Origin of the sequence: Streptomyces olivaceus (genome assembly GCF_000721235.1) — a bacterium.
GTDB lineage: Bacteria > Actinomycetota > Actinomycetes > Streptomycetales > Streptomycetaceae > Streptomyces > Streptomyces olivaceus.
Window position 1 is genome coordinate 35,688 of sequence record NZ_JOFH01000054.1, and the last position, 23,753, is coordinate 59,440.

At 70.9% G+C, this 23,753-nt stretch carries 24 protein-coding genes and 1 pseudogene; 9 read left to right on the top strand and 16 right to left on the bottom strand.

Annotated elements, in window-relative coordinates; translation table 11 throughout:
* Positions 1-130 precede the first annotated feature (130 nt).
* From folB to IG94_RS0135570, 3 genes are all read left to right on the top strand, one after another.
* Positions 131-490: a dihydroneopterin aldolase gene (gene folB / locus IG94_RS0135560; protein WP_031047303.1), complete on the top strand. Its 360-nt coding sequence runs from the start codon at positions 131-133 to the stop codon at positions 488-490.
* Positions 487-1,098, top strand: coding sequence for a 2-amino-4-hydroxy-6-hydroxymethyldihydropteridine diphosphokinase (folK, locus tag IG94_RS0135565; RefSeq protein WP_031047305.1), 612 nt, complete (start codon positions 487-489; stop codon positions 1,096-1,098). Before folB ends, folK begins: the two co-directional genes overlap by 4 nt.
* 73 nt (positions 1,099-1,171) lie before the next feature.
* On the top strand, positions 1,172-1,660 hold the full coding sequence (locus tag IG94_RS0135570) for a DUF3180 domain-containing protein (RefSeq protein WP_031047308.1): 489 nt from the start codon (positions 1,172-1,174) through the stop codon (positions 1,658-1,660).
* A 45-nt stretch (positions 1,661-1,705) separates the two neighbouring features.
* Here the strand turns inward: IG94_RS0135570 and folE are convergent, their stop codons facing one another.
* The 6 genes from folE to dacB form a co-directional block, all read right to left on the bottom strand.
* Positions 1,706-2,311 (bottom strand): GTP cyclohydrolase I FolE, encoded by a 606-nt coding sequence (folE, locus tag IG94_RS0135575; protein ID WP_031047311.1) that lies wholly within the window; start codon positions 2,309-2,311, stop codon positions 1,706-1,708.
* 123 nt (positions 2,312-2,434) lie between these two features.
* Positions 2,435-4,474, bottom strand: coding sequence for an ATP-dependent zinc metalloprotease FtsH (gene ftsH, locus IG94_RS0135580; protein WP_031047314.1), 2,040 nt, complete (start codon positions 4,472-4,474; stop codon positions 2,435-2,437).
* Between the two features lie 194 nt (positions 4,475-4,668).
* Positions 4,669-5,229 (bottom strand): hypoxanthine phosphoribosyltransferase, encoded by a 561-nt coding sequence (gene hpt, locus IG94_RS0135585; RefSeq protein WP_031047317.1) that lies wholly within the window; start codon positions 5,227-5,229, stop codon positions 4,669-4,671.
* A 72-nt stretch (positions 5,230-5,301) separates the two neighbouring features.
* On the bottom strand, positions 5,302-6,375 hold the full coding sequence (tilS, locus tag IG94_RS0135590) for a tRNA lysidine(34) synthetase TilS (RefSeq protein WP_031047320.1): 1,074 nt from the start codon (positions 6,373-6,375) through the stop codon (positions 5,302-5,304).
* A 191-nt stretch (positions 6,376-6,566) separates the two neighbouring features.
* Positions 6,567-7,694 carry a zinc-dependent metalloprotease gene (locus IG94_RS0135595; RefSeq protein WP_031047323.1) on the bottom strand — a complete coding sequence of 376 codons (1,128 nt, stop codon included), beginning with the start codon at positions 7,692-7,694 and terminating at the stop codon, positions 6,567-6,569.
* A 201-nt stretch (positions 7,695-7,895) separates the two neighbouring features.
* Complete coding sequence (gene dacB / locus IG94_RS0135600) at positions 7,896-9,611, bottom strand: D-alanyl-D-alanine carboxypeptidase/D-alanyl-D-alanine endopeptidase (protein WP_224326484.1); 1,716 nt, start codon at positions 9,609-9,611, stop codon at positions 7,896-7,898.
* Between the two features lie 79 nt (positions 9,612-9,690).
* Here dacB and IG94_RS0135605 point away from each other — a divergent pair, with 79 nt between their 5' ends.
* A complete protein-coding gene (locus IG94_RS0135605; protein ID WP_007452023.1) occupies positions 9,691-10,182 on the top strand; it encodes an inorganic diphosphatase in 492 nt (163 codons plus the stop codon).
* Positions 10,183-10,297: 115 nt separating this feature from the next.
* On the top strand, positions 10,298-12,004 hold the full coding sequence (locus IG94_RS0135610) for a threonine/serine exporter family protein (RefSeq protein ID WP_031047328.1): 1,707 nt from the start codon (positions 10,298-10,300) through the stop codon (positions 12,002-12,004).
* Between the two features lie 15 nt (positions 12,005-12,019).
* On the opposite strand, the gene IG94_RS0135615 is transcribed toward IG94_RS0135610, so the two are convergent.
* Complete coding sequence (locus IG94_RS0135615) at positions 12,020-12,943, bottom strand: DedA family protein (RefSeq protein WP_031047331.1); 924 nt, start codon at positions 12,941-12,943, stop codon at positions 12,020-12,022.
* A gap of 132 nt (positions 12,944-13,075) precedes the next feature.
* Here IG94_RS0135615 and IG94_RS0135620 point away from each other — a divergent pair, with 132 nt between their 5' ends.
* Complete coding sequence (locus IG94_RS0135620; RefSeq protein WP_031047333.1) at positions 13,076-13,441, top strand: YbjQ family protein; 366 nt, start codon at positions 13,076-13,078, stop codon at positions 13,439-13,441.
* Positions 13,442-13,462: 21 nt separating this feature from the next.
* On the opposite strand, the gene IG94_RS0135625 is transcribed toward IG94_RS0135620, so the two are convergent.
* Positions 13,463-14,224, bottom strand: a complete 762-nt coding sequence (locus tag IG94_RS0135625) for a MerR family transcriptional regulator (RefSeq protein WP_031047336.1) — start codon at positions 14,222-14,224, stop codon at positions 13,463-13,465.
* Between the two features lie 116 nt (positions 14,225-14,340).
* Between IG94_RS0135625 and gad the strand changes: the two are divergent.
* Positions 14,341-15,767: pseudogene (gene gad, locus IG94_RS39185) on the top strand (glutamate decarboxylase).
* Between the two features lie 15 nt (positions 15,768-15,782).
* On the opposite strand, the gene IG94_RS41125 reads toward gad, so the two are convergent.
* Positions 15,783-16,004 carry a DUF397 domain-containing protein gene (locus IG94_RS41125; protein WP_078892548.1) on the bottom strand — a complete coding sequence of 74 codons (222 nt, stop codon included), beginning with the start codon at positions 16,002-16,004 and terminating at the stop codon, positions 15,783-15,785.
* Positions 15,955-16,791, bottom strand: a complete 837-nt coding sequence (locus IG94_RS0135635) for a helix-turn-helix domain-containing protein (protein WP_052411019.1) — start codon at positions 16,789-16,791, stop codon at positions 15,955-15,957. Before IG94_RS0135635 ends, IG94_RS41125 begins: the two co-directional genes overlap by 50 nt.
* Before the next feature lie 115 nt (positions 16,792-16,906).
* On the opposite strand from IG94_RS0135635, the gene IG94_RS0135640 reads away from it, so the two are divergent.
* Entirely contained in the window at positions 16,907-17,206 is a 300-nt protein-coding gene (locus IG94_RS0135640; RefSeq protein ID WP_031047343.1) for a hypothetical protein, read from the top strand.
* Here IG94_RS0135640 and IG94_RS0135645 read toward each other — a convergent pair.
* Positions 17,203-18,078 (bottom strand): alpha/beta fold hydrolase, encoded by an 876-nt coding sequence (locus tag IG94_RS0135645; protein WP_031047344.1) that lies wholly within the window; start codon positions 18,076-18,078, stop codon positions 17,203-17,205. The two genes, IG94_RS0135640 and IG94_RS0135645, sit on opposite strands and share 4 nt — an antisense overlap.
* 83 nt (positions 18,079-18,161) lie before the next feature.
* On the opposite strand from IG94_RS0135645, the gene IG94_RS0135650 reads away from it, so the two are divergent.
* Positions 18,162-18,641, top strand: a complete 480-nt coding sequence (locus tag IG94_RS0135650; protein ID WP_031047345.1) for a MarR family winged helix-turn-helix transcriptional regulator — start codon at positions 18,162-18,164, stop codon at positions 18,639-18,641.
* A gap of 25 nt (positions 18,642-18,666) precedes the next feature.
* On the opposite strand, the gene IG94_RS0135655 is transcribed toward IG94_RS0135650, so the two are convergent.
* From IG94_RS0135655 to IG94_RS0135675, 5 genes are all read right to left on the bottom strand, one after another.
* The gene (locus IG94_RS0135655; protein WP_107060796.1) at positions 18,667-19,395 is read right to left on the bottom strand and encodes an ABC transporter permease; all 729 of its coding nucleotides are present in this window, start codon (positions 19,393-19,395) and stop codon (positions 18,667-18,669) included.
* Between the two features lie 38 nt (positions 19,396-19,433).
* Complete coding sequence (locus tag IG94_RS0135660; protein WP_031047348.1) at positions 19,434-20,375, bottom strand: daunorubicin resistance protein DrrA family ABC transporter ATP-binding protein; 942 nt, start codon at positions 20,373-20,375, stop codon at positions 19,434-19,436.
* Between the two features lie 75 nt (positions 20,376-20,450).
* Positions 20,451-21,092: a PadR family transcriptional regulator gene (locus IG94_RS0135665; protein ID WP_031047352.1), complete on the bottom strand. Its 642-nt coding sequence runs from the start codon at positions 21,090-21,092 to the stop codon at positions 20,451-20,453.
* Between the two features lie 31 nt (positions 21,093-21,123).
* Positions 21,124-22,584 (bottom strand): aldehyde dehydrogenase family protein, encoded by a 1,461-nt coding sequence (locus tag IG94_RS0135670; protein WP_031047355.1) that lies wholly within the window; start codon positions 22,582-22,584, stop codon positions 21,124-21,126.
* A 104-nt stretch (positions 22,585-22,688) separates the two neighbouring features.
* Positions 22,689-23,513 (bottom strand): helix-turn-helix domain-containing protein, encoded by an 825-nt coding sequence (locus IG94_RS0135675; protein ID WP_052411024.1) that lies wholly within the window; start codon positions 23,511-23,513, stop codon positions 22,689-22,691.
* Between the last annotated feature and the right edge of the window lie 240 nt (positions 23,514-23,753).

Here is a 23,753-nt window from a genome sequence, read left to right on the forward strand (position 1 = left end):
CGCCCCACCCCCGTCCCGCACCCCCCGCGGCCCGGCCCTGTCAGTGCCCGCGGGTAGATTCGACCGGGCCCGTCGTACCTCCCGCACGTGGTACGACCGGCCGAGACCGACGACTGCAGGAGTGATTCGCGTGGATCGTGTCGCGCTGCGCGGCCTGAAGGCCCGCGGGCACCACGGTGTGTTTCCCAAGGAACGCGAGGACGGCCAGACCTTCCTCGTGGACATCGTCCTGGGCCTGGACACCCGCCCGGCCGCGGCCGACGACGACCTGGCGAAGACCGTGCACTACGGCATCGTGGCCGAGGAGGTCGTGGCCGTCGTCGAGGGCGAGCCCGTCAACCTCGTCGAGACGCTCGCCGACCGCATCGCCCAGGTCTGTCTGAAGCACGAAGGGGTCGAGGAGGTCGAGGTCTGCGTCCACAAGCCCGACGCGCCGATCACCGTGCCCTTCGACGACGTGACCGTCACCATCATCCGGAGCCGTGTATGAGCGCCCCCTTCGCCAAGGGTCCCAGCGACCCGACCGTACAGCCCGTGCCAGCCGCCGTCATCGAGCAGGTGGACGCCGCGGACACCACCCTGTCCAACCCGAAGCGCGCGGTGATCGCCCTCGGCGCCAACCTGGGCAACCGCCTGGAGACGCTCCAGGGCGCGATCGACGCCCTGGAGGACACGCCGGGCGTGCGCGTCAAGGGCGTCTCGCCGGTGTACGAGACGGAGCCGTGGGGCGTCGACCCCGGCAGCCAGCCCACGTACTTCAACGCGGTCGTGGTCGTGAAGACCACCCTGCCCCCGTCGTCGCTCCTGGAGCGGGCGCACGCGGTCGAGGAGGCCTTCCACCGCGTCCGCGACGAGCACTGGGGCCCGCGCACCCTGGACGTGGACATCGTCGCCTACGCCGAGGTCGTCTCCGACGACCCGCTCCTCACCCTCCCCCACCCCCGCGCCCACGAACGCGCCTTCGTGCTCGCCCCCTGGCTGGACGTGGACCCCGAGGCCCTGCTGCCCGGACGGGGCACGGTCGCCGTCCTCCTGGAGTCCGTCACCCGCGAAGGCGTCGCGCCCCGCGCCGACCTGGAACTCCGGCTGCCCGAGTAGTCGTTAAGGTCAACGAGGTCAGGCCGACCGCGCTGGGGAACCGGCTGGGGAACCGAAGGGACACCGGGACACCGTGAAAGAGCTGCGCATCAGGGTGCTGGCCGGCGTGTTCGCCGTCGCCGGAGTCCTGTCCTGGGCCGGTGCCCGCCTGTGGAACTCGGTGGGGACCCTCCCCAGCGTCCCCCTGGCCGCCCCCGTCGTCCTCGCCCTGATCGCGGTGATCCTGCTGGCCACGGCCCTCTCGATCCGCGCCCGCCTGAAGGCCCAGCGGGACCGCGTCCCCGGAGCCAAGGGCGTCGACCCGATGATGGCGGCCCGCGCGGTCGTCTTCGGCCAGGCCAGCGCACTGGTGGCCGCCCTGGTCGCCGGCATGTACGGCGGCACGGGCGTCTTCCTCCTGGAGTACCTCGACATCCCGGCCCGCCGCGACCAGGCCATCTACGCCGGCCTCTCGGTCGTGGCGGGCATCGCCGTCATAGCGGCCGCGGTCTTCATGGAACGCGTCTGCAAGCTCCCCGAGGACGAGGACGACGACCACCCGGGCGCGGCCACCGCCGCCTGACGCGGCTCAGCGCGCCGCGCCGGCACGATCAGCGCGCCGGCACGCTCAGCGCGCCAGTATCAGGCTCATCGCCTCGGCCCGGGTCGTGGCGTCGCGAAGCTGACCCCGTACCGCCGACGTCGTGGTTTTGGCGCCCGGCTTGCGGACCCCGCGCACCGACATGCACATGTGCTCGGCCTCGATCACGACGATCACACCGCGGGCTTCGAGGATCTTCACGAGAGAGTCGGCGACCTGCGTGGTGAGACGTTCCTGCACCTGCAGACGGCGGGCGAACACCTCAACCAGCCGGGCGAGCTTGGACAGGCCCGTGATCTTGCCGCTCTCAGCCGGGATGTATCCGATGTGGGCCACACCGTGGAACGGGAGCATGTGGTGCTCGCACAGGCTGACGATTTCGATGTCCTTCACCAGGACCATCTCGTCGTGTCCGATGTCGAACGTCGTCGTCAGTACGTCCTCGGGCTCCTGCGTGTTGCCCGCCAGAAGCTCCCGGTACGCCCGCGCCACCCGCGCCGGGGTCTCGCGCAGGCCCTCGCGGTCCGGGTCCTCTCCGACCGCGATGAGCAGCTCGCGTACGGCGTTCTCGGCGCGCTTCTCGTCGAACTCGCCGATCTGGCCCTCGCCGTCCAGCGTCACGGGGTCGGTCATGTGGTGCCTCGTTCCTGATCCGTCCTGCGGTGGGCATACGGAAATGCCGCGCCCCCCAAGGCTAGAACCTGGGGGGCGCGGCATACATTCCGGGCCTGGTGAGGCGGTCGGAAGCGGCCGGGGTCAGCTCTCGGGCCGGTCCTCCGGGGACCGCTCCGGTGCCGGGGCCGGCTCCGGTGCGGGGCTCTTGACGGTGGAGATCGCCGCGGGCGCGCCGTTCGCTCCGTTCGTCAGGGCCAGCTCCTTCGGGGAGAGGACCGGCGGACGGGTCGACGGCGTACGCCGCGAGGAACCGGTCCAGGCGGGCCGGGCGGGGCGCTTGACGATCTGGGAGAAGACCTCGGCGATCTCCTCCTTGCCCAGCGTCTCCTTCTCAAGCAGCGCGAGGACGAGGTTGTCGAGGACGTCGCGGTTCTCGACCAGGATCTCCCAGGCCTCGTTGTGCGCCGTCTCGATGAGCTTCTTGACCTCCTCGTCGACCAGCGCGGCGACCTCTTCCGAGTAGTCGCGCTGGTGGGCCATCTCGCGCCCGAGGAACGGCTCGCTGTTGTCGCCGCCGAACTTGATGGCACCGAGGCGCTCGGTCATGCCGTACTGCGTGACCATCGCGCGGGCCACGCTGGTGGCCTTCTCGATGTCGTTGGCGGCGCCCGTCGTCGGATCGTGGAAGACCAGTTCCTCGGCCGCGCGGCCGCCCAGCATGTAGGCCAGCTGGTCGAGCATCTCGTTGCGCGTGGTCGAGTACTTGTCCTCGTCCGGGAGCACCATCGTGTAACCGAGGGCCCGGCCTCTGGAGAGGATCGTGATCTTGTGGACGGGGTCGGAGTTCGGTGAGGCCGCCGCGACCAGGGCGTGTCCGCCCTCGTGGTACGCGGTGATCTTCTTCTCCTTGTCCGACATGATCCGGGTCCGCTTCTGCGGGCCCGCGACCACCCGGTCGATCGCCTCGTCCAGCATGTGGTTGTCGACCAGCTTCTGGTCGCTGCGGGCCGTCAGCAGGGCGGCCTCGTTCAGCACGTTGGCCAGGTCGGCACCGGTCATGCCGGGCGTACGGCGGGCGACGGCCGACAGGTCGACGTCCGGGGCGACCGGCTTGCCCTTCTGGTGGACCTTGAGGATCTCCAGGCGGCCCTGCATGTCCGGCCGGTCGACGGCGATCTGCCGGTCGAAACGACCGGGACGCAGCAGCGCCGGGTCCAGGATGTCGGGCCGGTTCGTCGCGGCGATGAGGATCACGCCGCCCTTGACGTCGAAGCCGTCCATCTCGACGAGCAGCTGGTTCAGCGTCTGCTCGCGCTCGTCGTGGCCGCCGCCGAGGCCGGCGCCGCGGTGGCGGCCGACCGCGTCGATCTCGTCGACGAAGACGATGGCCGGGGCGTTCGCCTTGGCCTGCTCGAACAGGTCGCGGACCCGGGAGGCGCCGACACCGACGAACATCTCGACGAAGTCGGAACCGGAGATCGAGTAGAACGGCACGCCCGCCTCGCCCGCGACGGCGCGCGCGAGCAGGGTCTTGCCGGTGCCGGGCGGGCCGTACAGCAGCACGCCCTTGGGGATCTTGGCGCCGACGGCCTGGAACTTGGCCGGCTCCTGGAGGAACTCCTTGATCTCGTGGAGCTCCTCGACCGCCTCGTCCGAACCGGCGACGTCCGAGAACGTCGTCTTGGGCGTGTCCTTGGTGATGAGCTTGGCCTTGGACTTGCCGAAGTTCATGACCCGGGAGCCGCCGCCCTGCATCTGATTCATCAGGAACAGGAAGACGACCACGATCAGGACGAACGGAAGCAGCGAGAGCAGGATCCCGACGAACGGGTTCTGCTTCGACGGCGAGACGGTGTAGCCGTCGGGGATCTGCTTGTCCTGGTACTTGTTCTGCAGCGTGTTGGCGAGGGTCACACCCTGGTCGCCGATGTAACTCGCCTGGATCTTCGAGTCGCCCTCGACCTTTTCGCCGTCCTTGAGCTGGACCTTGATGGTCTGCTCGTCACCGGTGGTCAGCTTGGCCGACTCGACCTTGTTGTCGTTGATCGCCTGGACGACCTGGCCCGTGTCCACCGTCTTGTAGCCGCCGGACGAGCCCACGACTTGCATCAACACGACCACGGCAAGGACGGCCAGCACGATCCACATGATTGGCCCACGGAAGTATCGCTTCACGTCCATCCACACGGAGCGGTGTCGCCCCGTCCCTCCTGCCATAGTGAGTTTGATAAGACAGTTCTTCCGACGGTACCCCAGCGCGGTGGCCCTCAGGCGCACGGGAGGGCTGGCGTCCCGTCTGCATGCTCCAACGGCGCGACGGCCTCAGGGGTTCCCGTCCGCCCGCCGAAAGGCCGTGCGACCCGTCACGGGCCGCGTCAGCCGCCGTACACGTGGGGCGCGAGCGTACCCACGAACGGGAGGTTGCGGTACTTCTCGGCGTAGTCGAGGCCGTAGCCGACGACGAACTCGTTGGGAATGTCGAAGCCGGCCCACTCGACGTCGATGGCGACCTTCGCCGCGTCGGGCTTGCGCAGCAGCGTGCACACCTTGAGGGAGGCGGGCTCGCGCGAGCCGAGGTTGGAGATCAGCCAGGACAGGGTCAGGCCGGAGTCGATGATGTCCTCGACGATCAGGACGTGCCGGCCCTTGATGTCGGTGTCGAGGTCCTTGAGGATCCGCACCACGCCGGAGGACTGGGTGCCCGCGCCGTAGGACGACACCGCCATCCAGTCCATGGTGACGGGGGTGGACAGCGACCGGGCGAGGTCGGCCATGACCATCACGGCGCCCTTGAGCACACCGACGATGAGCAGGTCCTTGCCCGCGTACTCCGCGTCGATCTTCGCGGCCAGCTCGGCCAGCTTCGCGTCGATCTCTTCCTTCGTGATGAGTACCTTCTCGAGGTCGGCACCCATGTCGTTCGCGTCCACCCGCATCACTTTCGGTCGTCCCACCGGCCCTCCGGAGCGTCCCGGCGATCCGTGTGCGGATCGGCGGAGGGTCCGGATTCAGCCTTGCCGAATCACCAGTCTGCCACCCTGCCTGCGGGCGACGACTTTGCCCGGGAGGTTGATGGCTCCCTGGCCGCGCCAGCCGGTGATCAGCCGGTCGACTTCCTCGAGGTGGCGGGCGAACAGCGCACCGGCCGGAGCACCGGCCTCGATGGCGGCGCGGCGCAGGATCCGGCGGCGTACGGCGGGCGGCAGGGCGTAGAGCCCGGCGCACTCCAGGCCGCCGGTGGCGTCGCGCACGCCGGCCTCGGCCTGGCGGGCCCAGGTGTCGAGGGCGTCGGCGTCGTCGCGGGAGAGCTGGGCCGTACGGGCGAGGGCCTCGACGACGCCCTTGCCGAGGGCCTTCTCCAGGGCGGGCAGGCCCTCGTGGCGCAGTCGGGAGCGGGTGTAGGCGGGGTCGGCGTTGTGGGGGTCGTCCCAGACGGGCAGGGACTGGACCATGCAGGCCTTGCGGGCGGTCTGCCGGTCCACCTGGAGGAAGGGGCGCCGGTAACGGCCGCCGGCCCCCGAGACCGCGGCCATGCCCGACAGGGAGCGGATGCCGGAGCCGCGGGCGAGGCCCAGCAGGACGGTTTCGGCCTGGTCGTCGCGGGTGTGGCCGAGCAGGACGGCGGCGGCGCCGTGGCGGGTGGCGGCGGTGTCCAGGGCGGCGTAGCGGGCGTCGCGGGCGGCGGCTTCGGGGCCTCCCGCGCGGCCGACGCTGACGGCGGTGGACTCCACGGGGTCGAGGCCGAGTTCGCGCAGGCGCAGGACGACCTCTTCGGCGCGCAGGTCGGAACCGGTCTGCAGGCCGTGATCGACGGTGACGCCGCCGGCGCGGACGCCGAGGCGGGGTGCCTCGAAGGCGAGGGCGGAGGCGAGCGCCATGGAGTCGGCGCCTCCGGAGCAGGCCACGAGCACGAGCGGGGACGGCGGGCGCTCGGGCTTTCGTTCCGGCGTTCGTTCGACGGGTGTCGCGGCGGCGGCCGCGGTGGCGGGGATGCCGGCCGGGGTGTTCAGTTCGGTGAGGATGTCGTGGAGGACGCGGCGGACCGCCAGGCGTATCGCCGCGACCGCAGGATGGGGACCCATGTCCGGTGCCCTTCATGAAGTTGTCGGGGGGTGAGCCCGAGATTCGGTCACGCAGAGTGTGTAGATGGTGACAGAAACGGGGCGTTCCCCGAGCATCGCACGCCTTCCGGAGGCTCACGGTCCCTCGGACGGGTGATTGAGGGGTCGTTCGACTGCCGTCGGCCGGAAACGTTCACGCCCGCCCGCGGGGCTCACGCCTCCGGCTTGCGGTGCACCCGCGCGATCCAGTCCGCCGGTTTGGCGATCTCCGACTTGGTGGGGAGGGTGTTCGGGGAGGTCCAGACGCGGTTGAAGCCGTCCATGCCGCACTCGTCGACGACGGCCCGCACGAAGCGCTCCCCGTCGCGGTACTGCCGGAGTTTGGCGTCCAGGCCGAGCAGCCTGCGCAGCGCCATGTCGAGGCGGGAGGCGCCCTTGGCGCGGCGCTGCTGGAACTTCTCGCGGATCTCGCCGACGCTCGGCACCACCGCCGGGCCGACGCCGTCCATCACGTAGTCGGCGTGGCCCTCCAGCAGCGACATCACGGCGGTGAGGCGGCCGAGGACCTCGCGCTGGGCCGGGGTCTGCACCAGCTCGACCAGCGACCGGCCGCCGTCGTCCTCCTCCGCCTCGGGGCGGCCCCCTGCGAGGGTCTGGGCGGCCTCGCGCACCCGTTCGAGCACGGTCATCGGATCGACGTCGGTCTCGGCCAGGAACGACTGGATTTCGCCCTCCAGGTGATCGCGCAGCCAGGGCACCGCGGTGAACTGGGTGCGGTGCGTCTCCTCGTGCAGGGTCACCCACAGGCGGAAGTCGTGCGGCTGGACGTCGAGTTCGCGTTCGACGTGGACGATGTTGGGGGCGACGAGGAGCAGCCGGCCGCCGCCGTTGGCGCCGGCGGGCAGTTCGCGGGTGGCGGGGGCGAAGGTCTCGTACTGGCCCAGTACGCGGGAGGACAGGAACGACAGCAGCATGCCCAGCTCCACGCCGGTGACCTTGCCGCCGACGGCGCCGAGGACCGCGTTGCCCGCGCTGCCGCCGCGCCGCTCCTCCATCTTCTCCAGGAGGGGTTTGAGGATCTCCCGGAAGCCGGCGACGTTCGCCCGGATCCAGCCGGGGCGGTCGACGACCAGGACGGGGGTGTCGTGGGCCTCGTCGGTGGTCATGCGGGTGAAGCCCCGGACGTGTTCCTCCGAGGACTTGGCATGGCGCCGGAGCTCCGCGACGACGGCCCTGGCCTCGTCGCGGCTCACCTCGGGGCCGGGTCGTACGAGCCGGGTCGCGGTCGCCACCGCGAGGTTCCAGTCGACCATGCCGGTAGATGCGCCGATGCTCGTCATGTGTCAACGGTACGGGAGCGCTGCCGCTGGGGGCAGGCTGTGCGGGCCGGGGTGGCATCGGGCGCCCGGCGTCGGTGCGGGCAGGGGCGGGTGCGCAGCCCGGCGCCGGCGGGGTGCCGCTGCGCCCACCCGTGCCGCCCTGGGGGTACCTCCCAGGCCGTTCAGGCACTGGGGGAGGCACGACTGCCCGCAGCTACGCGGCTACGACGTCAGGCTTGTTGCTGCCTTGTCCAGGGTGTACTGGGCTGTCCAGGGGTCGGTTGTCTCGTTGGCCAGGAAGGCGAAGGCCAGGACGTGGCCGTCGGGGGTGGTGGCCGTGCCGGCGAGGGTGTTGACGCCGGTCAGGGTGCCCGTCTTGGCGCGGACGAGGCCCGCTGCGCCGTCCGTGTAGCGGCCGGCCAGCGTGCCGGTGAAGCCGGCGACGGGCAGACCGGTGAGGACCGGGCGGAGCTGGGGGCGGGCCGGGTCGGCGGCCTCGGCCAGCAGCGCGGTGAGCAGGTCGGCGGTGACCAGGTCGGCGCGGTCCAGGCCGCTGCCGTCGTGGAAGCGTGCGCCGCCCACCGGCAGGCCGAGCCGCTTCAGCGTCTCCCCGACGGCGGCGGACGCGCCGTCGAAGTCGGCGGGCCGGCCGCTCGCCGCGGCGGTGTGGCGGGCCAGGGCCTCGGCGAGGTCGTTGTCGCTGTTGGTCAGCATCCGCTCGACCAGGGCCGACAGCGGGGGCGAGGAGACGGTGGCGAGGGTGTCGGACCGGTCCGTGGCCTTGGAGGGGCCGGGGGCGGACGCGGTGATGCCGTGCTGCTTCAGAAAACCGGCGAAGGCCCGGGCGGCGGCGTCGGCCGGGTCGCCCTCGCGCGGGGCGGGACCGCTGGTGGAGTCGTCGGTTCGGGCCTCGTCCGCCATGAGGGCGGTGACGGGGGCGAGGTTCTCGTTGACCCCTATCGGGTGCATTTCCGCACCGGCGTAGAGCGTCGTGTCGTACGACAGCGTCACCTTGCGCACGTCCCTCTTCTCGAGGGCGGCGGCGGTCTTCTCGGCGAGGGTGCGCAGACTGGCGAGGCCCCGGGCGTCCTCGCGGGCGGTGAGGGTGGGGTCGCCGCCGCCGACCAGGACGAGTTCGCCGGTGTCGGCCTCCAGGGCGGCGCGAGTGGTGAGGCGGTGGTCGGGGCCGAGGGCGGTGAGGGCGGCGACGGCGGTGGCGATCTTCGTGGTGGAGGCGGGCGTGAGGGGCACGTCGCCGCCGAGGCCGTACAGCCGCTTGCCGGTGGTCAGGTCGACGACGGACGCCGCGCGGTGGGTGCCGAGCGCCGGGTCCTCCAGGAGGGGGTCCAGGACGTCGGCGACGGCCGTCCCGTCGGCCGGGGCCGCCTTGGTGCCGCCGCCCGGCGCGGTGGTGCCGCCGAGGGCGGCGAGGACGGCCCCCGCGGAGGGCGCGGGGCGGGGGCTGCCCGCGGCTCCGGATCCGCGGCCGTGATCTGCGCCACCCGTGTGTTCCCGTGCGACGACCCGGTCCCGCTCGGCCGTACGCTGACCCGTGGAGTCCCAGGGGCCGGCGGCGGTCACCACACCGGCGGCGAGTGCCAGTCCGGCGGTGGCGGCACCGGCGCTGTACTGCCAGGTCCTCGGCTTCGTGATCCGCGCGAGCTGCGGTCCCGTGGCCCGTACGGCTCGGGCGAGCTGCGGTTTCGTGGCGCGCGCGACTCGCGTGAGCTGCGGTTTCGTGGCGAGTGCGACCCGCGTGAGCTGCGGTTTCGTGGCGAGTGCGACCCGCGCGAGCTGCGGCTTCGTGGACCGTGCCGCCCGCGTGATCCGCGGCGTGACGGTCCGCGCGGCGTGCGTGAGACGCGGTCGTACGGCGCGCGCGGCACGCGCCGCGCGCTCTTTCGCGACCCGCCAAGGCATCGGCTCCGGCACGACCACCAGCCCCTTTCGCGATCACACACCGGCGTGAGGGACACTTAACCACCAGAACTATGTGCTGATCATGGAGGAGCGTCCGGTGGAGTTCGACGTCACGATCGAGATCCCGAAGGGTTCGCGGAACAAGTACGAGGTGGACCACGAGACCGGTCGTATCCGCCTGGACCGCCGACTGTTCACCTCGACCGCCTACCCGACCGACTACGGCTTCGTCGAGAACACCCTCGGCGAGGACGGCGACCCGTTGGACGCGCTGGTCATCCTGGACGAGCCGACCTTCCCGGGCTGCCTCATCCGCTGCCGCGCGATCGGCATGTTCCGGATGACGGACGAGGCCGGCGGCGACGACAAGCTGCTGTGCGTCCCGTCGACCGACCCGCGTGTGGAGCACCTGCGTGACATCCACCACGTGTCGGAGTTCGACCGCCTGGAGATCCAGCACTTCTTCGAGGTCTACAAGGACCTGGAGCCCGGCAAGTCCGTCGAGGGCGCCGACTGGGTGGGCCGCACCGACGCCGAGGCCGAGATCGAGCGGTCCTACAAGCGTTTCAAGGACCAGGGCGGCCACTGAGCACGCCGGCAGCGAACGGGCCGCACGCACACGCGTGCGGCCCGTTCGCGTTTGGGTGACCATACTGAGGTCAACAGGAGGGTGAGTTCGGACCAGGGAGCGGAGCGTTGCGCAGGTGACGGAGGCGGAGGACCACAAGCCGCAGTCGGACGAGGCCCGCAGTGCCTTCCGGCAGCCCAGCGGGTTCGCGGCGTCGCTCGACGGGGAGTCGTCGACGACGTCCGAGTTCGAGATCCCGCAGGGGCTGGCCGTCCAGCGGCACACGGACACGGAGTCCGAGACGACCTCGGAGTTCTCGCTGCCCGACGGGCTGGAGGCGCCGCCGGCCGCGCCCGCGGACGCCGAGGGCTCGGCCTTCACGCTGCCGAGCACCCACAGCGCCTGGACCGCCCCCACCGCCTTCACCCCGGCGAGCGGGTTCCCGGCGGTCAACCTGACGGACGTGCCGTGGCAGGACCGGATGCGGGCCATGCTGCGCATGCCGGTGGCCGAGCGGCCCGCGCCCGAGCCGTCGCAGAAGCACGACGACGAGACCGGCCCCGCGGTGCCGCGCGTGCTCGACCTGACGCTGCGTATCGGGGAGCTGCTGCTGGCGGGCGGCGAGGGTGCCGAGGACGTGGAAGCGGCGATGTTCGCCGTCTGCCGGTCCTACGGCCTGGACCGCTGCGAACCGACCGTCACGTTCACCCTGCTGTCCATCTCCTACCAGCCGTCCCTGGTCGACGACCCGGTGACGGCGTCGCGGACGGTACGCCGCCGCGGCACCGACTACACCCGGCTGGCGGCCGTCTTCCAGCTGGTGGACGACCTCAGCGACCCCGACACGAACATCTCCCTGGAGGAGGCCTACCGGCGCCTGGCGGAGATGCGCCGCAACCGGCACCCGTACCCCACCTGGGTGCTGACCACGGCGAGCGGTCTGCTCGCGGGGGCGGCCTCGGTCCTGGTGGGCGGCGGGCCCACGGTGTTCGTCGCGGCGATGCTCGGGTCGATGCTCGGCGACCGGCTGGCCTGGCTGTGCGCGGGGCGCGGGCTGCCGGAGTTCTACCAGTTCGCGGTGGCCGCGATGCCGCCCGCCGCGATCGGTATCGCGCTCACCCTCACCGACGTCCACGTGGCGGCGTCCGCGGTCATCACCGGTGGGCTGTTCGCCCTGCTGCCGGGGCGGGCGCTGGTGGCGGGGGTGCAGGACGGCCTGACCGGCTTCTACATCACCGCCGCGGCGCGCCTGCTGGAGGTCATGTACTTCTTCGTCAGCATCGTCGCCGGGGTGCTGCTGGTGCTGTACTTCGGCGTGCAGCTCGGCGCCGAGCTGAATCCGGACGCGGCGCTGGGCCAGGGCGACGAACCACTGGTCCAGATCGGCGCGTCGATGCTGCTCTCGCTCGCCTTCGCGATCCTGCTCCAGCAGGAACGATCCACCGTCCTCGCGGTGACCCTGAACGGCGGCATCGCCTGGACCGTGTACGGCGCCATGCACATCGTCGGGGACATCTCGCCGGTGGCCTCCACGGCCGCCGCGGCCGGGCTCGTGGGCCTGTTCGGGCAGCTGATGTCCCGGTACCGGTTCGCGTCGGCGCTGCCGTACATGACCGCGGCGATCGGTCCGCTGCTGCCCGGTTCGGCGACGTACTTCGGGCTGCTGGCCATCGCGCAGAGCGAAGTGGACAGGGGGCTGGTGTCCCTGTCCACGGCGGTGGCGCTGGCGATGGCCATCGCGATCGGGGTGAACCTCGGTGGCGAGATCTCGCGGCTGTTCCTGCGTGTGCCGGGCGCGGACGCCGCGGGCCGCCGGGCGGCCAAGCGGACCCGGGGTTTCTAGGGCCCGGGCCCTACGTCAGCGGCCCTGGTTGTAGGGGTACTGCCCGCCCTGCTGGTCGCCGTAGGGCTGCTGTCCTCCGTAGCCCTGCGGGTACTGCTGGGCGTACGGCTGCTGCCGGCCGTAGCCCTGGTCGGGCTGGTTGCCGTAGCCCTGGTCGTACTGCTGCTGGTGCTGCTGCGGTTGCTGGTGCTGCGGTGACTGCTGCTGCGGCTGCGGCTGCTGGTACGGGTCCACGCGGCGGAGCTGGGTCGTGGCGTCGTCCATGACCGGGTACGGGGACGGGGGCTGCTGCCGGTCCGCCGGTGCCGCCTCCGCCGCGCGCTGCTTCTTCTTGCGCTCCCGCAGGTACTCGATGGCGATCGGCACCACGGAGACGACGACGATCAGGACGAGGATGGCCTCGACGTTGGTCCGGATGAGCTCGATCTGGCCGAGCCAGTAGCCCGCGAGCGTGACGCCGGTGCCCCAGGCCACACCGCCGATGACGTTGTACGTGAGGAAGGTGCGGTACTTCATGCGGCCGGCGCCCGCCACGATGGGGGCGAAGGTGCGCACGATCGGCACGAAGCGGGCCAGGACGATCGCCTTGGGTCCGTACCGCTCCATGAACTCGTGCGCCTTCTCCAGATTCTCCTGTTTGAAGAGTTTGGAGTTGGGGCGGCTGAAGAGCTTCGGTCCGAAGAACTTGCCGATCATGTAGCCGACTTGGTCGCCGAGGACGGCGGCGGCCACGATCAGCGTGCACACCAGCCACAGCGGCTGGCTGATGTACTCGCCCTGGGCGACGAAGAGACCCGCCGTGAACAGCAGCGAGTCGCCGGGCAGGAACGCGAAGAGTCCGGACTCGGCGAAGACGATGAGCAGGATGCCCGGGAGACTGAACGTCTCGATCAGATAGTCCGGGCTGATCCACTCGGGACCGAGCGCAAGGGTGGTCACGGGATTGTGGCTCCTGCTGCTGGGGGAGGCGGGCTGGACCTGGCTGCCCAAACGTACAACGCAGCCGCGGTGCCCCGGGTTCCACGGGGCTTCGGGGGTGCACTGTGACGTTCCCGGGGAAGCCTGGGAATCATGGGTATTGAAGAATACGGCGGCGGCCAGGGCCCGCAGCCCGAGGTGCTGGTCGTGACCACGAACGAACTGCCGGGATACCGCGTGCAGGAGGTGCTCGGCGAGGTCTTCGGACTGACCGTGCGCTCCCGGCACCTGGGGAGCCAGATCGGTGCCGGGCTGAAGTCGATGATCGGCGGTGAGCTGCGCGGACTCACGAAGACGCTGGTGGAGACCCGCAACGAGGCGATGGAGCGGCTCGTCGAGCAGGCACGCACGCGGGGCGCCAACGCGGTCCTCGCGTTCCGCTTCGACGTGACGGAGGCCGCGGACGTGGGAACCGAGGTGTGCGCGTACGGGACGGCGGTGGTCGTGGCCCGGGAGTGAGACCCGGGCCACGACCACCGCTCAGGGGGTGTGCCGGGCCGCGTTCGCGAGGATCGCGTCGCGCATGTAGGCGGCGAGGCCCTCCCGGGCGGCGTCGATGTTCCGCGTGAACCGCTCGTCCGAGACGTACATCTCGCCCAGGCAGGTGTGCATCTCGTACCCGCAGTCGTAGTGGTTGCGGGCGATCCCCTGCCGGTGGTCCTCGGCGGCGTCCATGGCCGCCTCGGAGCCGGCGGGCTCACCGGCGTCCAGCAGGGCGACGAAGCGCCGGGTGAGCTCGTCGGCCTCGTCCTGGACGCGCTGCCAGTCCTCCTTGGTGTACGAGGCGGTCCTCTCCTTCGACTGGCGGTAGGCGTCGGTGCCGCCCCAGCGCTCCTGGACCTCCTCCTCGTACTGGTCGGGGTCGAAGTCGCCGAAGACCTCGAACTTCTCCTCGGGCGTGAGGTTGATGCCCATACTGCGTGCCTCCATGGCCTGCTCCACGGCCGCCGCCATCCTCTCCAGCTTCTCGATCCGGGCGGTCAGCAGCTCGTGCTGGCGGCGCAGGTGCGCACGCGGGTCCGCGGCCGGGTCGTCGAGCAGGGCGGCGACCTCGTCGAGCGGGAAGCCGAGCTCGCGGTAGAACAGGATCTGCTGCAGCCGGTCGAGATCGGCGTCGTTGTAGCGCCGGTGCCCCGCGTGGCTGCGCCCGCCGGGTACGAGCAGGCCGATCTCGTCGTAGTGGTGCAGGGTGCGCACCGTCACCGCGGCGAACCCCGCGACCTGTCCCACGGAGTAGCTCACTTCCGCGCTCCTTCCTCTGACGCCCTCCACGCTGCCGCCTCACGCGACGTGAGGTGCAAGCCGTGGCCGCGCCCGCCCGGGTGCGGGGTACGGGGGCCCGGCCTACCGTCGGTCGTATGCCACTGCACCACGGGCCCCACCCGCCGCGGGACGACGACCGGGACCGGCGCCGGCTCGCCGTGAACCCGTTCTACGCGACGGCCGACCCTCTGGGCGGTATGACCGAGGCCCCGCCCACGCACCGCATGCCCGCCACTCCCCTGCCGCCGCAGACCGCGTACCGGCTGGTCCACGACGAGCTGATGCTGGACGGCAACGCGCGGCTGAACCTGGCCACCTTCGTCACCACCTGGATGGAGCCGCAGGCCGGGGTGCTGATGAGCGAGTGCCGGGACAAGAACATGATCGACAAGGACGAGTACCCGCGCACCGCCGAGCTGGAGCGGCGCTGCGTGGCGATGCTCGCCGACCTGTGGCACGCGCCCGATCCCTCGACCGCCGTGGGCTGCTCCACCACCGGATCGAGCGAGGCGTGCATGCTGGCCGGGATGGCGCTCAAACGGCGCTGGGCCCTGCGCAACGCCGACCGGTATCCCGCGAAGGACGTGCGGCCCAACCTCGTCATGGGCGTGAACGTCCAGGTCTGCTGGGAGAAGTTCTGCAACTTCTGGGAGGTCGAGGCCCGGCAGGTCCCCATGGAGGGCAACCGCTTCCACCTCGATCCGCAGCCGCCGCCGAGCTGTGCGACGAGAACACCATCGGCGTCGTCGGCATCCTCGGCTCCACCTTCGACGGCTCCTACGAACCGGTCGCCGACCTCTGCGCCGCCCTGGACGCCCTCCAGGAGCGCACCGGACTCGACATCCCGGTGCACGTCGACGGGGCTTCGGGCGGCATGGTCGCGCCCTTCCTGGACGAGGAGCTGGTCTGGGACTTCCGGCTCCCGCGGGTCGCCTCGATCAACACCTCGGGGCACAAGTACGGGCTGGTCTACCCGGGCGTCGGCTGGGCACTGTGGCGGGACGCGGAGGCCCTTCCGGAGGAGCTGGTGTTCCGCGTGAACTACCTGGGCGGCGACATGCCGACCTTCGCGCTGAACTTCTCCCGGCCCGGCGCGCAGGTGGCCGCGCAGTACTACACGTTCCTGCGGCTGGGCCGGGAGGGCTACCGGGCCGTGCAGCAGTCCGCCCGGGACATCGCGGGATCGCTCGCCGCGCGGGTGTCGGCGCTGGGCGACTTCCGGCTGCTGACGCACGGCGACCAACTGCCGGTGTTCGCCTTCACGACGGCCGACGACGTGACGGCGTACGACGTCTTCGACGTGGCCCGGCGACTGCGGGAGGGCGGCTGGCTGGTCCCGGCGTACACCTTCCCGCCGCACCGCGAGGACCTGTCGGTACTCCGCGTGGTGTGCCGCAACGGCTTCTCCGCCGACATGGCGGACCTGCTCCTGGCCGACCTGGAACGCCTGCTGCCGGAACTCCGCCGCCAGCCGGGCCCGGTGACCCGGGACAAGGGGGCGGCGACGGGGTTCCACCACTGACGGCTCCGCCGACGGTCAGGACGGGAGGCCGCCGTTCCCGACCGCCGCGACGAACGCCGCCCAGGCCCTGCCGGGGACGATCACCGCGGGGCCATGGGGGCTCTTCGAGTCCCGCACGGGGACGCCCCGACGGTGACCGTCGAGGACTTCGAGGCAGCTGCCGCCCTGATCATTGCTGTAGGAGGACCTACGCCACCCCGCCAGTACCCCCGCGCTCGGTATGACTCGGTCGGTCATGGTGTTCGCAGTCCCTTGCTGTCGCCCTGAGCAGAGCCAGGGATTCTTTCAGTGGCAGGGCGTTGCCCAGCGCGAAATCGTAGCGATGCTGGATGTCCTGGACGACGGACGGGGAGTCGTGGACCTTGCCCATCCACAGGCCCTCGCCGTAGGCCACCGGCGGCTGGTCCTCGAACCACATCAGCGTGACCATATTGCTCAGAAGCGGGTGGCCCCCCAGTGAGAACGGCAGCACGTGCACCTGAATCCGGCCGGTCTCGGCCAGACGTACCAGGTGGTTCAACTGTTCCGCCATCACACCCGGTCCGCCGATCCGGCGCCGCAGCACGGCCTCGTCGAGCAGCGCCCACACCACGGGCGTCACCGGATCATTCAGGATTTTCGCCCGCTCAAGGCGCGTGACGACGAGCCTGTCACGCTCGTCCTCACTCACCGGCGGGAACGACGTGCCCAAGACCGCGCGTGCGTAGCCTTGCGTCTGAAGAATTCCCGGAATGTACGACAAGGCGAACTCCCGGATCATCACCGCTTGTTGTTCGAGCAGTCGCGCCGATTCGAAGTAGTCGGCGACCGCCGCGTCGTCACCCGGCAGAAACCGGCTCAGCACATTCCCCGTGTTCAGCGCGTTGTCCAGGCGCCGGGCGTCCTCTTTCGACGGTACCCGGCGGCCCGCCTCGATGTGGGCGATGTGCGTCCGGGTCATGATCGCCGCGTCGGCCAGTTGCTGCTGCGTCAGGCCGGCCACTTCGCGCTGTTCCTTGAGCCAGTCACCGTAAGTCGTGCCCACTGGATCGACCCCTCCGTGACACCTGCGCCGTCACCCTTGTCCCTCTGGCGAGCCTAGAACGGCGCCGTTCACTCTGTGTGTCGTTCTCGTCCACACCACCCAGGGGAATGACCGCATGACCCACCACGCCCCCACACCCGCCCGCCTGCTGCCCTGGGGAAGTCCCGAGGGCAAGCCCTGCTACCTGCTGACCGACGGCAGCGGACCGCTCTCCCGGGTCGCGGACATCGTCGAGAGCGCCCAACTCGGCATGGTCGGCGACCTTATGGGCCATGCCGCCGACCTGCTCGACGACCCGCGCGCGACCTCCGATCAGCTCCGCTACCTCCTCGCCCGCATGGGCGAGGCGCTGACCGACGTATGCCGGATCGCGGAGAGCCGAGGTGCCCGGCTCCTCGATCGGGCGGACGGTTAGAGGGAGTCGACGTTCGCGGCGAAATCGAGGACGGCCCGCGCCAGTTCCGCGGGGGCCTCCAGCGCGACGTAGTGCCCCACGCCGTCGAGGGACACCGAGGTCACCTCCGCTCCGGCGGCGGCCCGGGACATGGTGTCCGCCGTGAAGGGGCCGCCGCCCGCGTCGACCGCGAGTACGGGCACCGTCAGCGCGTGCGTTCCGGCGAGGGCCTTGATCTCGGCGCCCTCCCGCAGCATCGACCGGTACAGGCCGCTCGCGCCTCGCCAACCGTCGGGACGGGCGTAGGTGCGGGCGAACTCCTCGACGTCGGCGTCGGTGACGGCTCCCGGCGTCGCGATCATGGTGCCGAAGGCGAAGTCCGCCAGATACTCCCGCTCGCGTCCGGTCAGGAGCAGTTCGGGGACGCCGGGGGCGGCGAGGAGGCCGATGTGCCAGGCGCCGCCGCGGGTGACGTCGGCCAGCGCTTCGAGGCCGAAGCCGGGCAGGCCCATCTCGATCGCGGTGAGGCTGAGCACGTCTTCCGGATGGGTGGCAGCCACCCGGAAGACGGTCGCCCCGCTGATGTCCTGGCCGGTCAGGTGGACCGGGCCGACGCCGAGCCGTTCGATGAGCAGGTGCAGGTCCTCGGCGAAGGTCGCGCTGTCGTACTGGCCGGGCCCGTTGCCGGAGTCTCCGAAGCCGCGCAGGTCGACGGCGAAGACCCGGTGCGACCGGGCAAGCAGCGGGATGAGCTTGTGGAAGGTCCACCAGGTTTCCGGGAAACCGTGGACCAGCAGGATCGGTGATCCGTCGGTTCCCGCCGCCGCGTAGTGCAGCCGGGTGCCGTTGACGTCTGCGTGGTGGTGCGTGACGCCCGGGAGGGTGGCGTTCATGATTCTCCCCAATTAGACAACCTTGTTGTCCATCAACATAGACAACGAGGTTGTCCTTGTCCAACGGTCGTAGCCTTCTCCCCATGTCACGATCCGGCGCTGATCTCGCACTGCTGCTGCTCGGAGGGTTCCGCTCGCTGGCGGACGCCGCGACCGCCGAGCTGGCCCGGCGCGGCCACGAGGACGTACGCCCCGTCCACGACTTCGCCATGCGGGCGATCGCCGCCGGCGCGGACAACGCCTCGGAGCTCGGACGACGCCTGTCGGTCTCCAAGCAGGCGGCGGCGAAGACCGTCGCGGTACTGCAGGAACGCGGACACGTGACCCGGGAGGCCGATCCACTCGACGGCCGCCGCAAACGCCTGCGCGTCACCCCGCTCGGCCACGAGGTGCTGCGGCAGGGAGAGGCGATCTTCGACGAGTTGCGCGAAGAGTGGGAACAGCGCATCGGCCCCGAGGCGCTGGCGACCCTCGAAACACATCTGACGACCCTGGTCGGCAGCCGGCCCGTACGCCTCGACGCACCGGGCCTGCCCCTGAGAGACCTCGACGAACCGCTCTGACGCGTGGCTGCGCGACCGGGCCTCCCTAGCGGCTGAGGCGGGCGAACCTCGCCACCGCGAGCGGGAAGAACACCGCGAGCAGGGCCAGCGGCCAGGCGAGGGCCGCCCACACGTGGCCGGACTCGCCGCCCGGGCCGCCGAAGAGGTCGCGGGCGGCGGTGGCGGTCTGGGACATCGGGTTCCACTGGACGACCGTGCCCAGCCAGCCCGGCATGGAGTCGGGTGTGGCGAAGGCGTTGGAGAGGAAGCCGACCGGCCAGACCAGGATCTGCACCGCCTGCACGAGCTCGGGCCTTCCGGCGACCAGGGCCAGGAAGATGCCGATCCAGAGCATGGCGAACCGGAAGAGCAGGAGCAGGCCCACCGCGCCGAGGAAGGCGCCGGGGCCGCCGTTCGCCCGCCAGCCGAGCGCGTAACCGACGCCGATCAGCACGGCGAGGCCGATCGCCGACTGGAGCATGTCGGCGGCGGACCGGCCGACCAGGACCGCACCGTTGGCCATCGGCAGGGAGCGGAAACGGTCGACGACGCCCTTGTTGAGGTCCTGGGTGACGGCGATCATGGTGCCCTCCAGGCCGAAGGCCATGGTGAGCGCGAGCATGCCGGGGACGAGGTAGTCGACGTACTCGCCGCTCACGCCCCGGCCGCCGCCGACCAGGTAGCCGAACATCAGCAGCAGCATGACCGGGAAGACCAGGCCGACGAGGACCGTGACCGGCTGCCGCCCCCAGCGGGCCAGCTCGCGGCGGGTCATGGTCCAGGAGTCGGACAGGGCGTACGCAACGGGGGTGCTCACGCGGCCTCCTTGGTGCGGTCGGTGAGGTGCAGGAACACCTCGTCCAGGGTCGGGCGGCGCAGAACGACGTCCTCCGCCTCGATGCCGGCCTCCTCCAGCGCCCGTACGACGCCGGAGAGCGCCGCCATCCGGTCGGTGACCGGGGCGCTGAGCAGCCGGCGGTCGGGGTCGACGCGGACGCCGGCGAGGGGCAGCAGGGCCGCCGCGGCGCCCAGGTGGCCGGCGTCGCGCAGGACGACGTCGATGCGGTCGCCGCCGGTGGCGGCCTTGAGTTCGTCGGGGGTGCCGTCGGCGACGACCCGGCCCGCATCGACGACCGAGATGCGGCCGGCGAGCTGATCGGCCTCCTCCAGGTACTGGGTGGTGAGCAGGACGGTCGTACCGGCGCCGGTCAGGGCGCGGACCGACTCCCATACCTCGGCGCGGCCGCGCGGGTCGAGGCCGGTGGTCGGTTCGTCCAGGAAGAGCACCTCGGGTTCCGTGACGAGGGACGCGGCCAGGTCCAGGCGGCGCCGCATGCCGCCGCTGTAGGCGGCGACCGGTTTGCGTCCGGTGTCGGCGAGACCGAAGCGCGTGAGCAGTTCACCGGCACGCGCGCGTGCCCGGCGGGCGCCCAAGTGGTGCAGGCGGCCGAACATCTCCAGGTTCTGCCGGCCGCCCAGCTCCTCGTCGAGCGCCGCGTGCTGGCCGAGCAGGCCGATGCGCAGCCGGACCTCGTACGCCTGCGTGACGACGTCGCGCCCTGCCACCTCGACGCGGCCCGCGTCGGGGCGCAGGAGCGTGGACAGGATGCGGACCAGGGTGGTCTTGCCCGCACCGTTCGGGCCCAGTACGCCGTGGACCGTGCCTCGCGCGACGGTGAGGTCGAGCCCGTCCAGCGCGTTCCTGCCGCCGTACCTCTTGCGTGCGCCTTCGACGGTGATCGCCGTGTCGGCCACTGCCACTCCTCGTTAGACAAATTTGACTACCAGGGGCACGAAAGTAAGCCCTGCCGCTCAATTCGTCAAACTTGATTAGCGAGCGTCCCCGCCATGCGGCTGCCCCGTGGCGTACGGGTTCTCCTCGCCCTCCGCCAGCACCCCGACGAACGGGTCCCCCTCGCCCGCGAAGGTGTACGCACCGCCCCGGACACGGTCGATGAGGCCGCGGGTCCATTCGGCGCCCGTGTCGGCCGAGTGGACCCAGTAGTGCATGATCTCGCCGATGTGCCCGAGCTGCTCGGGCCCGCCCGCGGGCGTGTAGTGCTCGGTGACCGAGGCACGCCACTCCGCGATCTTCCGCACCCGCTCCTCCAGCAGCGCCAGGGCCTCCTCGCGCGGGAGGTCGACCATGAAGCCGAGCGCCGCGGTGAGCACGTCGAGACGCTGGTCGTAGGCGGTGAGGTAGGTGCGGAGGAGTGTGAGGTACTCCTCGGTGCCCTGCTCGGTGATCTCGTACTCCACGCGCGGCGGGCCGCCCACCGCGGACGGTGCCATCTCGTGCGCGAGCAGCAGTCCCTGTTTCGCCATCTGCTTCAGCGCGTGGTAGATCGAGCCGGGCTTGGCGTTGGACCACTCGTGCGCACCCCAGTACTCCAGGTCGTTGCGCACCTGGTACCCGTGGGCCCGCCCGTGCTGGCGCACGGCGCCGAGCACGAGAAGACGGATCGCTGACATGGGGTCCAGCCTAGGACCCGGCCCGGTGGGGCTAGAACGGGAACCCGCTGCGGCCGTGCTGGACCGAGATCCATTTCTGGGTGGTGAAGGCGTCCAGCATGGTGTCGCCGTTGAGGCGGCCGAGGCCGGAGTGCTTCTCGCCGCCGAAGGGGACGATGGGCTCGTCGTGCACCGTGCCGTCGTTCACGTGGAACATGCCGGTGTCGACCTGCTTGGCGAAGTCGACGCCGCGCTCGATGTTCCCGGTGTGCACGGCGCCGCTGAGCCCGTACGGCGTGTCGTTGACGAGGCGTACGGCCTCCTCCTCGCCGTCGAAGGGGACGAGGAAGGCGACCGGGCCGAAGACCTCCTGCTTCAGCAGCGCGGAGTCGGCGGGCAGGCCGGTCAGGACCGACGGCTCGACCAGGTTGTCGGTGACCGAGCCGCGCACCAGGGCGGTCGCGCCCTCGGCGAGGGCCTGCTCGACGACGGCGGAGACCGCGTCCGCCTGCGAGGAGTTGATCACCGGGCCGATGACGGTCGACGGGTCGCGCGGGTCGCCGGCCTTGAGGGTCTTCACCTTGGCGACGAACTTCCCGGTGAACTCGTCGGCCACCGCGCGGTCGACCAGTACGCGGTTGGCGGCCATGCAGACCTGCCCCTGGTGGACGTAGCGGCTGAAGACCGCCGCGTCGACCGCGTAGTCGATGTCGGCGTCGTCGAGGACCACCAGGGCGCTGTTGCCGCCGAGTTCGAGGATCGAGCGCTTGAAGTGCGCGGCGCAGACCGTGGCCACGTGGCGGCCGACCCGGTCGGAGCCGGTGAAGGAGATCACCTTGGGGACCGGGTGCTCGATGAAGGCGTCGCCGATCTCCGCAATGTCGGTGACCACCACGTTGAGCAGGCCGGCGGGGAGTCCGGCGTCCTCGAGGATCTTCGCGACCAGCGTGCCGCCGACGACCGGCGTGTTCTGGTGCGGCTTGAGGACCACGCCGTTGCCCAGGGCGAGGGCCGGGGCGACCGACTTCAGGGAGAGGAGGAAGGGGAAGTTGAAGGGGCTGATGACGCCCACGACGCCGACCGGCACCCGGTAGACGCGGTTCTCCTTGCCGTCGACGGGCGAGGGGACGATCCGGCCCTCGGGGCGCAGTGCCAGGTGCACCGCCTCGCGCAGGAACTCCTTGGCGAGGTGCAGTTCGAAGGCGGCCTTGAGGCGGGTGCCGCCCAGCTCGGCGACGATCGCGTCGCCGATCTCCGCCTCGCGCTCCTCCACCAGGCGCAGGGCCTTCTCGAACACCGCGCGGCGCGTGTACGGGTTGGTCCCGGCCCACTGCTTCTGCGCGCGCTCGGCGGCCCGGTAGGCGGCGTCGACCTCGTCGGCGGTGGCTATGGTGATCGAGGCGAGCTTCTCGTTGTCGTACGGGTTGAAGTCGATGATGTCCCAGGATCCGGTGCCCGGACGCCACTCCCCGTCGATGTACTGCTGCGCGAGGTCGGTGAAGTACGACGACATGAGATCCCTCAATCCCCTTAGCTGCTCTTGGCCGCTCATCGGCTGCCCAGCCGCCGCGGCCGCCCCGGGCCGGCCGCCTGATGTGGCGTCATCGTACTGACGTTTTATGAGAGTTGAAGCAGTCCGCGCAGAAGATCCCGGCTCTCGTCCGGGCCCGGGCTGTCCCGCTGGAGTTCCGCCAGCGCCGTCTCGTACTGGGTGACGTCCTCGGGCTTGTCCAGGTACAGCGCGCTGGTGAGCTGCTCCAGGTACACCACGTCCGAGAGGTCGGACTCGGGGAAGCTGAGGATCGTGAACGCGCCACCTTCGCCGGAGTGCCCGCCGAAGCCGAACGGCATGATCTGGAGCCGCACATTGGGGCGTTCGGACATCTCGATCAGGTGCTGCAACTGCCCGCGCATCACGTCCCGGCCGCCGTACGGGCGGCGCAGGGCGGCCTCGTCGAGCACGATGTGGAACTGTGGGGCGTTCTCCGCGACGAGGTGCTTCTGCCGTTCCAGGCGCAGCGCCACGCGGCGCTCGACGTCCGCCTCGTCGGCGCCCTTCATGCCGCGCCGGACGACCGCGTGGGCGTACTCCGCGGTCTGCAGCAGCCCGTGCACGAACTGCACCTCGTAGACGCGGATCAGCGAGGCGGCGCCCTCCAGGCCCACGTAGGTCGGGAACCAGCTGGGCAGCACGTCGGAGTAACTGTGCCACCAGCCCGCGACGTTGGCCTCCTTGGCGAGGCTGAGCAGGGAGGTCCGCTCCTGCCCGTCCGTGATGCCGTACAGCGTCAGCAGGTCCTCGACGTCTCTCGTCTTGAAGCTCACCCGGCCCAGCTCCATCCGGCTGATCTTCGACTCCGAGGCGCGGATCGAGTAGCCCGCGGCCTCCCGCGTGATCCCCCGCGTCTCACGCAGCCGCCTGAGTTGTGATCCGAGCAGCATGCGCCGCACCACCGATCCCGGCTCTCCCGCGCTCACGTTCGCCAGCCTCCCCAACCGTCTTCAAGGGCTGAAGTCTGCCACTAAAACACTCCGAGCAGTACTCGTCCGGTTACGGAAACGGAATCGAGCCAAAGGAAACGCGCACGATCACACACGGAGTGCATCGAAAGCGGTCACCGGTGAAAGGGAAGCGGGGGTGAAGATGACGGAAAAATTGCCCAACAAGCGGTACGGGGAGGT